This window comes from Mesorhizobium sp. M5C.F.Ca.IN.020.29.1.1 (assembly GCF_003997375.1).
GTDB classification, from domain to species: Bacteria; Pseudomonadota; Alphaproteobacteria; order Rhizobiales; family Rhizobiaceae; genus Mesorhizobium; species Mesorhizobium wenxiniae.
Genome location: NZ_RZSW01000279.1, coordinates 1 through 7,848, shown reverse-complemented (window position 1 = coordinate 7,848; position 7,848 = coordinate 1). Strand labels below are relative to the sequence as shown.

8 protein-coding genes are annotated in these 7,848 nt (G+C 62.6%); 3 read left to right on the top strand and 5 right to left on the bottom strand.

The features are described 5' to 3' along the window. From EOA85_RS21090 to EOA85_RS21075, 4 genes are all read right to left on the bottom strand, one after another. Positions 1-1,067: 2Fe-2S iron-sulfur cluster-binding protein (locus EOA85_RS21090; protein WP_127211031.1), on the bottom strand; the 1,067-nt coding region annotated here is incomplete at its 3' end. A 12-nt stretch (positions 1,068-1,079) separates the two neighbouring features. Continuing rightward, positions 1,080-2,636 carry an NADH-quinone oxidoreductase subunit NuoF gene (locus tag EOA85_RS21085; RefSeq protein WP_127211030.1) on the bottom strand — a complete coding sequence of 519 codons (1,557 nt, stop codon included), beginning with the start codon at positions 2,634-2,636 and terminating at the stop codon, positions 1,080-1,082. Beyond that, positions 2,633-3,112, bottom strand: a complete 480-nt coding sequence (locus tag EOA85_RS21080; protein ID WP_127211029.1) for a formate dehydrogenase subunit gamma — start codon at positions 3,110-3,112, stop codon at positions 2,633-2,635. The genes EOA85_RS21085 and EOA85_RS21080 overlap by 4 nt, the downstream gene beginning before the upstream one ends. Positions 3,113-3,246: 134 nt before the next feature. Further along, a complete protein-coding gene (locus EOA85_RS21075) occupies positions 3,247-4,146 on the bottom strand; it encodes a LysR family transcriptional regulator (RefSeq protein ID WP_127211028.1) in 900 nt (299 codons plus the stop codon). 166 nt (positions 4,147-4,312) lie between these two features. Here EOA85_RS21075 and EOA85_RS21070 point away from each other — a divergent pair, with 166 nt between their 5' ends. Further along, positions 4,313-4,954, top strand: a complete 642-nt coding sequence (locus tag EOA85_RS21070) for a DUF47 domain-containing protein (protein ID WP_127211027.1) — start codon at positions 4,313-4,315, stop codon at positions 4,952-4,954. A gap of 3 nt (positions 4,955-4,957) precedes the next feature. Further along, positions 4,958-5,962, top strand: coding sequence for an inorganic phosphate transporter (locus EOA85_RS21065; protein ID WP_127211026.1), 1,005 nt, complete (start codon positions 4,958-4,960; stop codon positions 5,960-5,962). Positions 5,963-6,004: 42 nt separating this feature from the next. On the opposite strand, the gene EOA85_RS21060 is transcribed toward EOA85_RS21065, so the two are convergent. Continuing rightward, a complete protein-coding gene (locus EOA85_RS21060; RefSeq protein WP_127211025.1) occupies positions 6,005-6,382 on the bottom strand; it encodes a VOC family protein in 378 nt (125 codons plus the stop codon). A gap of 240 nt (positions 6,383-6,622) precedes the next feature. On the opposite strand from EOA85_RS21060, the gene EOA85_RS21055 reads away from it, so the two are divergent. After that, positions 6,623-7,816: an Mrp/NBP35 family ATP-binding protein gene (locus EOA85_RS21055; protein ID WP_065006139.1), complete on the top strand. Its 1,194-nt coding sequence runs from the start codon at positions 6,623-6,625 to the stop codon at positions 7,814-7,816. Positions 7,817-7,848 lie beyond the last annotated feature (32 nt).

The following is a 7,848-nucleotide window of genomic DNA, read 5'->3' as shown; positions in this document are numbered from 1 at the left end:
CGTCTATACTGGTACTGGATACGGCGGAATTCCTTGGCCGTATGGGCGATCGCCTCTTCCCAACTCACCTCCCGCCAGGGGTCGGTAATCTTTTCCCGGATCATCGGTGACAGGATGCGATCCTTGTGGGTCGCATAGCCGTAAGCGAAACGGCCCTTCACGCAGGAATGTCCGTGGTTCGCCTTGCCCTCCTTGTAGGGCATCATGCGAATGACCTCGTCGCCCTTGACCTCGGCCTTGAACGAGCAGCCGACGCCGCAATAGGCGCAGGTGGTGACGGCCGAGCGCTCCGGCAGGCCCTTGGCAAGGACGGTTTTCTCGCGCAGCGCATCGGTCGGGCAGGCCTGCACGCAGGCGCCGCAGGATACGCATTCGGAAGCGATGAAATCCTCGTGCATGCCGGCGACCATGCGTGATTGGAAGCCGCGGCCCTCAATGGTCAACGCGAAGGTGCCCTGCACCTCCTCGCAGGCCCGCACGCAACGCGAGCAGACGATGCATTGCGCGGGATCATAGGTGAAATAAGGATTGGATTCATCGCGGGCGATGTAGTCAACAGCCAGCGAACCATGGCCGGGCGCTACGCCGTTCTCCTGCTTGACGTGGTTGCGGCCCTCGATGCCGTAGCGGTTTTCGGTCAGACCGACAGTGTTGGCGACTTTGTCGAACTCGCTGGCGCCCGTGCCGGCCTTCTCGTTCCAGCCGGTCGGGTGGTCGGAGACATAGAGTTCCATCACGCCGCGGCGGATGGCGGTGAGGCGGTCGGTTTGCGTGTGCACGACCATGCCTTCGCCGACCGGCGTCGTGCAAGAGGCCGGCGTACCGCCGCGTCCATCGATCTCGACGAGGCAGACCCGGCAGGAGCCGAACGAGTCCAGCATGTCGGTCGCGCAGAGTTTGGGGATTTCGACGCCCGCTTCCATCGAAGCGCGCATGATCGAGGTCCCCGCCGGCACGGTCACCGACTTGCCGTCGACCGTCAGCGTCACCTGCTGTTCCGCTTTCGAAGCGGGCGTGCCGTAGTCGATTTCCTGGACCAGCGATTTGATGTCGAATGCCGCGTTCATACCTGTCCGCTCCTATTCCGCTGCTTCGGCGACCGGCGTCGGCCGAAAGTCGTCGGGGAAGTGGTTAAGTGCACTCATCACCGGATAAGGGGTGAAGCCGCCCAGAGCGCAAAGCGAGCCGAACTTCATCGTGTTGCAAAGGTCGGTGACCAGCGCGATCTGCTTCTCGGGTTCGATGTTCTGGGCGAGCCGGTCCAGCACCTCGACGCCGCGCGTCGAGCCGATGCGGCAGGGCGTGCACTTGCCGCAGCTTTCGACGCTGCAGAATTCCATGGCGAAGCGCGCCTGCTTCAGCATGTCGGCGCTGTCGTCGAACACGACGATGCCGGCATGGCCGATCAGTCCATCCTTGGCGGCGAACGCTTCGTAGTCGAACGGCGTATCGAACAGCGCGCGCGGGAAATAGGCGCCGAGCGGGCCGCCGACCTGCACGGCCTTGACTGGACGTCCTGTCGCGGTGCCGCCGCCGATATCATCAACGATCTCGCCCAGCGTCATGCCGAACGCAGCCTCATAGAGACCGGGATATTTGACGTTGCCGGCGATCTGGATCGGGATGGTGCCGCGCGAACGGCCCATGCCGAAATCCTTGTAGAAGGCTGCGCCCTTATCCATGATGACAGGCACCGAAGCCAGCGAGATGACGTTGTTGATCACCGTCGGCTTGCCGAACAGGCCCTTGTGCGCCGGCAGCGGCGGTTTGGCTCGCACCTGCCCGCGCTTGCCTTCGAGGCTGTCGAGCAGCGAGGTCTCCTCGCCGCAGACATAGGCGCCGGCACCGACACGGACTTCCATGTCGAAGGTATTTGGAGAACCCAGCACGTTGAGGCCGAGCAGGCCGGCCTTGCGGGCGATCTCGACGGCTTTCTGCATGACCGCTACCGCGTGCGGATATTCCGAGCGGATATAGATGAAACCCTTGGTAGCGCCCGTCGCGATGCCGGCAATGGTCATGCCTTCGATCAGCACGAACGGGTCGCCTTCCATGATCATGCGGTCGGCGAATGTGCCCGAATCACCCTCGTCGGCATTGCAGACGATATATTTGCGGTCGGCCGTGGTATCGAGCACCGTCTTCCATTTGATGCCGGTCGGGAAGCCGGCGCCGCCACGTCCGCGCAGGCCGGACTCGGTCACTTGGCTGACGACATCGGCCGGCGTCATGGCCACCGCGTTTTGCAGGCCCTTCAGCCCGCCATGGGCCTTGTAATTGTCGAGCGACAACGGATCTGTGACGCCGCAACGCGCGAAAGTCAGCCGCGTCTGCTTGGCCAGGAACGGGATCTTGTCGGGTGCGCCCAGCCAGCGCTTGTGGTAGCCGCCGGTGAGGAAACCGCTGTCGAACAGGCTTTTGACGTCGGAAGGCTTCACCGGCCCGTACGCGACGCGGCCCTTGTCTGTCGCCACTTCGACCATCGGCTCGAGGAAATAAGCGCCGCGCGAACCATTGCGCACGATTTTGGCCTCAATACCGCGATCGGCCAGTTCCGCACGAACCGCCTTGGCGACCTTCTCCGCACCGAGCGCCAGTGCGCCGGAATCGCCGGGAATGTAGATGCGCGGGATCATGAACGTACCTCGGCAACGATCTCGTCGAGTTTTTCGTCATTGAGCCGGCCGATCACCTCGCCGTCCAGCATCGCCGATGGCGCACAGGCGCAAAGGCCGAGGCAATAGACTGGTTCCAGCGTCACCGAACCGTCGCGGGCCGTCTCGTGGAAGCCGATGCCCAGCAATTGCTTGAGTTTGGAGGCGATCAAGTCCGAGCCCATCGATTGACAGGCTTCCGCCTGGCAAAGCTTCAGCACATGCCGCCCGGCCGGGTGGCGGCGGTAGTCATGATAAAAGGTAACGACGCCGTGCACCTCCGCCTTGGAGATGTTCAACGCCTCGGCGATTACCGGCAGCGCGTCCTGCGGCACATGACCGAACTCTTCCTGGATGCCGTGGAGGATCGGCAACAGCGGGCCTTCGAGGCCCTTCAGCTCCTGGACGATCCCCGCCGTGCGCAACGCGATCTCGGTACTTGCAGGCTGCATTGTCATGCAGCGCCCTCCCTGGTCGTAGTAATCTTCCGCTAAGTGGTTAAAAAATCAGACGAAACCCACCAAATCAATAAAGCTGATCCGTTGCTCGATAGAAATCTTCTATCGATGCCGTTCAGCCTGCAATCTCTAGCTCAGTGGCGGGCGCGGAAATCGTCTGCCAACGCCATCGCCTCGTCCAGCAGCGCCGAGACCAGCGGCGTGTGCGGCTCGCGCAGCGTCGCCACCAGCCCGACGGTGTGGCTGGCATCCGGCTCGACAATCGGAATGGCCCGGATCGGCTCGGAAAAGCCGAATGTTTCCGATAGGTTGAGCGGCATGATCGACGACCATTTGCCGGTACGGATATGGGAGAACAGCACGATCATCGAATTGGATTCGAGCGTCGGCCGCACCTGCGTGCCGGCTTCGGCCAAATGCTGGTCGATGATGCGGCGGTTCTGCATGTCGGGCGTCAGCAGGCAGAGCGGCAGCTGGCCGAGCTCCGCCCATGTCACTTTGTCGCGGTCGGAATAGGGGTTTCCGACCGCGGTGATCAGCTGATAGCGCTCATCATAGAGCGGCACGCTGAGCACCCGCCCCAGCGGTTCGTTGTCGAGATAGGTGACGCCGGCATCGATGTCGAAATTGCCGAGCAGCGATAGCACCTCGATCGAGGTGCGCGACAGCACCGAGAAGGTGACGCCGGGATGTTTTGCCCGAAAAGGTGTCGTCAGCCGCGCCAACATAGCCAGAGCTGTCGGGATGGCGGCGATACGGATGCGCCCCGAAAGGCCGTGACGCGCCGCCCGCATCTCCTCGCGCATGGTCCTGCTATCGCCGACGATGCGGCGCGCCCACACCAGCACCTGCTCTCCCTCCGGCGTCAGCCCCTGAAAGCGCGATCCGCGTAATACCAGCATCACGCCGAGCTGGCCCTCCAGCTGCTTGATGCCGGCCGAAAGCGTCGGCTGCGTGACGCCGCACACCTCCGCCGCCCGGCCGAAATGCTCTTCCCTGGCCAGCGCGATGAAGAATTCCAGCTTGTCGATCATGCCATCTGTCCGGTGCGTCGCGCGCAAGGTCGGGGAAATTGCGTGCCACCGCAAGCCGCACGTGCAATCGGCTGCATCCACATCTTTCAGCCGGCTTACTGTTCCGGAGGCGGCATGCGGCGCTATGTGGGTGAAATAAGGTCGTGGGGGCGACCGGAGATTGAACATGCTGGGCTGGTTCCGCAAACTGCTGCCGCGCGAAGATCGTTTCTTCGACCTGTTCGAGCAACACTCCCGTACGGTGGTCGATGGCGCCGAGGCACTCGAGCAGCTTCTCCAGGGCAAGGACATCGATCGCTGGTGCCAGAAGATCATCGATCTTGAAGACCAGGCCGATCACATCACCGCGGAAGTCCTGCTTTCTGTGCGGCGCTCGTTCATCACTCCATTCGATCGCGGTGACATCAAGGACCTGATCCAGTCGATGGATGACGCCATCGACATGATGCACAAGACCGTCAAGACGGTGAAGCTGTTCGAGAAGAAGGAATTCGACCCGCTGATGCAAGAAATGGGCGGCATCATCGTCATTGCAGCCAAGCTGGTCGACGAGGCCATCCCATTGCTCAGCAAAATTGGGGCCCACAGCGTGCGCCTCAACGCGATCGCCGAAGAGGTCATGCGCGCGGAAGGCCGGGCCGACGATCTGCACGAGCAGGGCCTGAAAGACCTGTTCAAGAGACATGGCCGCAGCGACCCGATGGCCTACCTGATCGGCAGCGAGATCTATGGCGAGCTGGAAAAGGTGGTCGACCGCTTTGAGGACGTCGCCAACGAGATCAGCGGCATCGTCATCGAGAACGTTTAGCCAATGGAAGCCGCCATCGCCTTTCCCGTGTTGGTCGGGCTCATCGCCGTTGCGCTGTTCTTCGATTTTCTTAACGGCCTGCACGATGCCGCCAACTCCATCGCCACCATCGTCTCCACGCGTGTGCTGAGGCCGCACAATGCGGTGCTGTGGGCGGCCTTCTTCAATTTCATCGCCTTCCTGTTCTTCGGTCTTCATGTTGCGGAGACGCTAGGAACGGGCATCATCGACGCCACCATCGTCACCCCGGGGGTGATCTTCGCCGCGCTTGTCGGCGCCATTGTCTGGAACATCGTCACCTGGCTCGTCGGCATCCCCTCCAGCAGTTCGCATGCGCTGATCGGCGGACTGGTCGGCGCCGGCGTTGCAAGGGCAGGCGGCGGCGCCATCGTCTGGACCGGGCTCGGCAAGACCATTGCGGCCATCGTCCTCTCGCCGGCGACCGGATTTCTGCTGGCGCTTGTTTTGATCCTTACAGTTTCCTGGGTATTCGTGCGCAAGACACCATTTGCCGTGGATAGCACGTTCCGCGTCATGCAGTTCGTTTCTGCCTCGCTCTATTCGCTCGGCCATGGCGGCAACGACGCACAGAAAACCATGGGCATCATCGCCGTGCTGCTCTATTCGCAGGGCATGATTGGAGAAAATTTCTACGTGCCGCTATGGGTCGTCATCACGTGTCAGGCGGCGCTGGCGTTGGGCACATTGCTCGGCGGCTGGCGCATCGTCCACACGATGGGCTCGAAGATCACCCGGCTGAACCCGATGCAGGGTTTCTGCGCCGAGACCGGCGGTGCGATCACCCTGTTCGCCGCCACCTGGCTCGGCATTCCGGTGTCGACGACGCATACGATCACCGGCGCCATCATGGGTGTCGGCGCCGCCCGCCGCGTCTCGGCCGTGCGTTGGGGTATCGCCGGCAACATCGTCATCGCCTGGATTGTCACTCTGCCGGCCACGGCTGCGATTTCGGCCCTCACCTACTTCGCGGTCAGCCTGGCGACGTGACGTGGGTCGCGCTTGGGTCGCATGGGTGCGGCAGAGCGAAATCTACCTGTCCACAAGGTTCAGGATGTTACCGTCTGGATCTTTGAACCAGGCGACCTTCATGCCGTGACCGACGTGGATGTCGCCTTCGACCGTTGTGTGAGGCATGTGGTAATGTTCGAAAACAACGCCTTTCGACCTTAGCCCGTTGACAATTTTTTCGATCTCGTCGCCGACCATCCAGGTCACCGCCGTCGCCTTGTTGGTTCCGGCGAACTTCGAGCGATACACATTGATGCTGGTGTCGCCGCATTTGTAGACGATCAGTTCGCCACCCTCGTTGTGAACCTCCGTCAGCCCCAGAACGTCTTCATAGAAGGCCTTGGCCTTGGCCAGGTCCTTCACCGCGAGATTGGCCGTTGCGTTGCTGTTTGCGAGCATGATTGGTCTCCTTTCCTTGCTGGCGAGCACGTCCGAAGCCCTGCAACAAGATAGGGCTGCTTCGTCTTCCGGCGACCGCAGCTTGCGCTATCGGCGTGCCTCTTCCGTAAGGACGTTTTGACTCCCGCAAATCCCTACGAGCAGAAGCGAGTTTTGATGCCATGCTCGGTGAGTGTCGTTCCGCCGCTTGGTTATGTTCGGGAACTGCATTATCTCAAGCGGAAAGCAGAGGAAAAGCTGATGCCCGCCGTCCAGGAAAACGTTACCAAGGAAATCGTCATCGAGCGCCTGAAGACGGTCAACGGACCGGACTTCACCGGCAACATCGTCGACCTCGGCATGGTTTCCGAGATTTTCATTGCCGATTCCAAGGTCTTCTTCTCGATCACGGTGCCGGCTGCCCGGGCCCAGGAGATGGAGCCGATGCGTGCCGCCGCCGAGCGTGTCGTCAAGGCGATCCCCGGTGTCGCCGGCGCCGTGGTTGCGCTGACGGCGGAAAGGAAAGGTGGCGGCATGGAGGCTCCGGTTCCGCAGAGACCCGCCCCCAGGCCCGCGCCGCCGGCCGCACCCGCTGCCGCGCCACATCCGGCCCCGCATGCTCCGGCCTCGCACAGCCAGGGCAAGCGCGGCGTGCCCGGCATCGAGGCGATTATCGCTGTCGCTTCCGGCAAGGGCGGCGTCGGCAAGTCGACCACTGCCGTCAACATCGCGCTTGGCCTCGCCGCCAACGGCCTGAGGGTCGGCGTGCTCGACGCCGACATCTACGGCCCGTCCATGCCGCGGCTGCTCAAGATCCATGGCCGGCCGCAGACCGTCGACGGCAAGGTCCTGAAGCCGATGGAGAATTACGGCCTGAAGGTTATGTCGATGGGCTTCCTCGTCGATGAGGAGACGCCGATGATCTGGCGCGGGCCGATGGTGATGTCGGCATTGACGCAAATGCTGCGCGAGGTCGAATGGGGTCCGCTAGATGTGCTCGTCGTCGACATGCCGCCCGGCACCGGCGATGCGCAACTGACCATGGCCCAGCAGGTGCCGCTGGCCGGCGCCGTTATCGTCTCGACGCCGCAGGACCTGGCCCTCATCGATGCCCGAAAAGGCCTCAACATGTTCAGGAAGGTCGACGTGCCGCTGTTGGGCATCGTCGAGAATATGAGCTATTTCCTCGCCCCCGACACCGGCAAGCGCTACGACATCTTCGGCCATGGCGGCGCGCGCCGCGAGGCCGAGCGTCTCGGCGTCACCTTCCTCGGCGAAGTGCCGCTCGAAATGGGTATCCGCGAAAGCTCGGATGCCGGCACGCCGGTGGTGGTCTCGAAGCCCGATAGCGCCGAGGCGAAGATCTACCGAGACATCGCCTCGAACGTCTGGGGCAGGGTCAACGAAGAACGCGGCGCGGCTGAAGCCGCCGTGCCGAGCATCGTGTTCGAGTGATCCCTCCCCCATGAGGGGAGGATGGCCGCCCG

What these genes read in the sequence shown, in the direction of transcription:
- EOA85_RS21065 (WP_127211026.1), top strand. Translation starts at nt 4,958, where the DNA reads ATGGAAGCCGCCATCGCCTTTCCCGTGTTGGTCGGGCTCATCGCCGTT.
- EOA85_RS21075 (WP_127211028.1), bottom strand. Translation starts at nt 4,146, where the DNA reads ATGATCGACAAGCTGGAATTCTTCATCGCGCTGGCCAGGGAAGAGCAT.
- EOA85_RS21080 (WP_127211029.1), bottom strand. Translation starts at nt 3,112, where the DNA reads ATGACAATGCAGCCTGCAAGTACCGAGATCGCGTTGCGCACGGCGGGG.
- EOA85_RS21060 (WP_127211025.1), bottom strand. Translation starts at nt 6,382, where the DNA reads ATGCTCGCAAACAGCAACGCAACGGCCAATCTCGCGGTGAAGGACCTG.
- EOA85_RS21085 (WP_127211030.1), bottom strand. Translation starts at nt 2,636, where the DNA reads ATGATCCCGCGCATCTACATTCCCGGCGATTCCGGCGCACTGGCGCTC.
- EOA85_RS21055 (WP_065006139.1), top strand. Translation starts at nt 6,623, where the DNA reads ATGCCCGCCGTCCAGGAAAACGTTACCAAGGAAATCGTCATCGAGCGC.
- EOA85_RS21070 (WP_127211027.1), top strand. Translation starts at nt 4,313, where the DNA reads ATGCTGGGCTGGTTCCGCAAACTGCTGCCGCGCGAAGATCGTTTCTTC.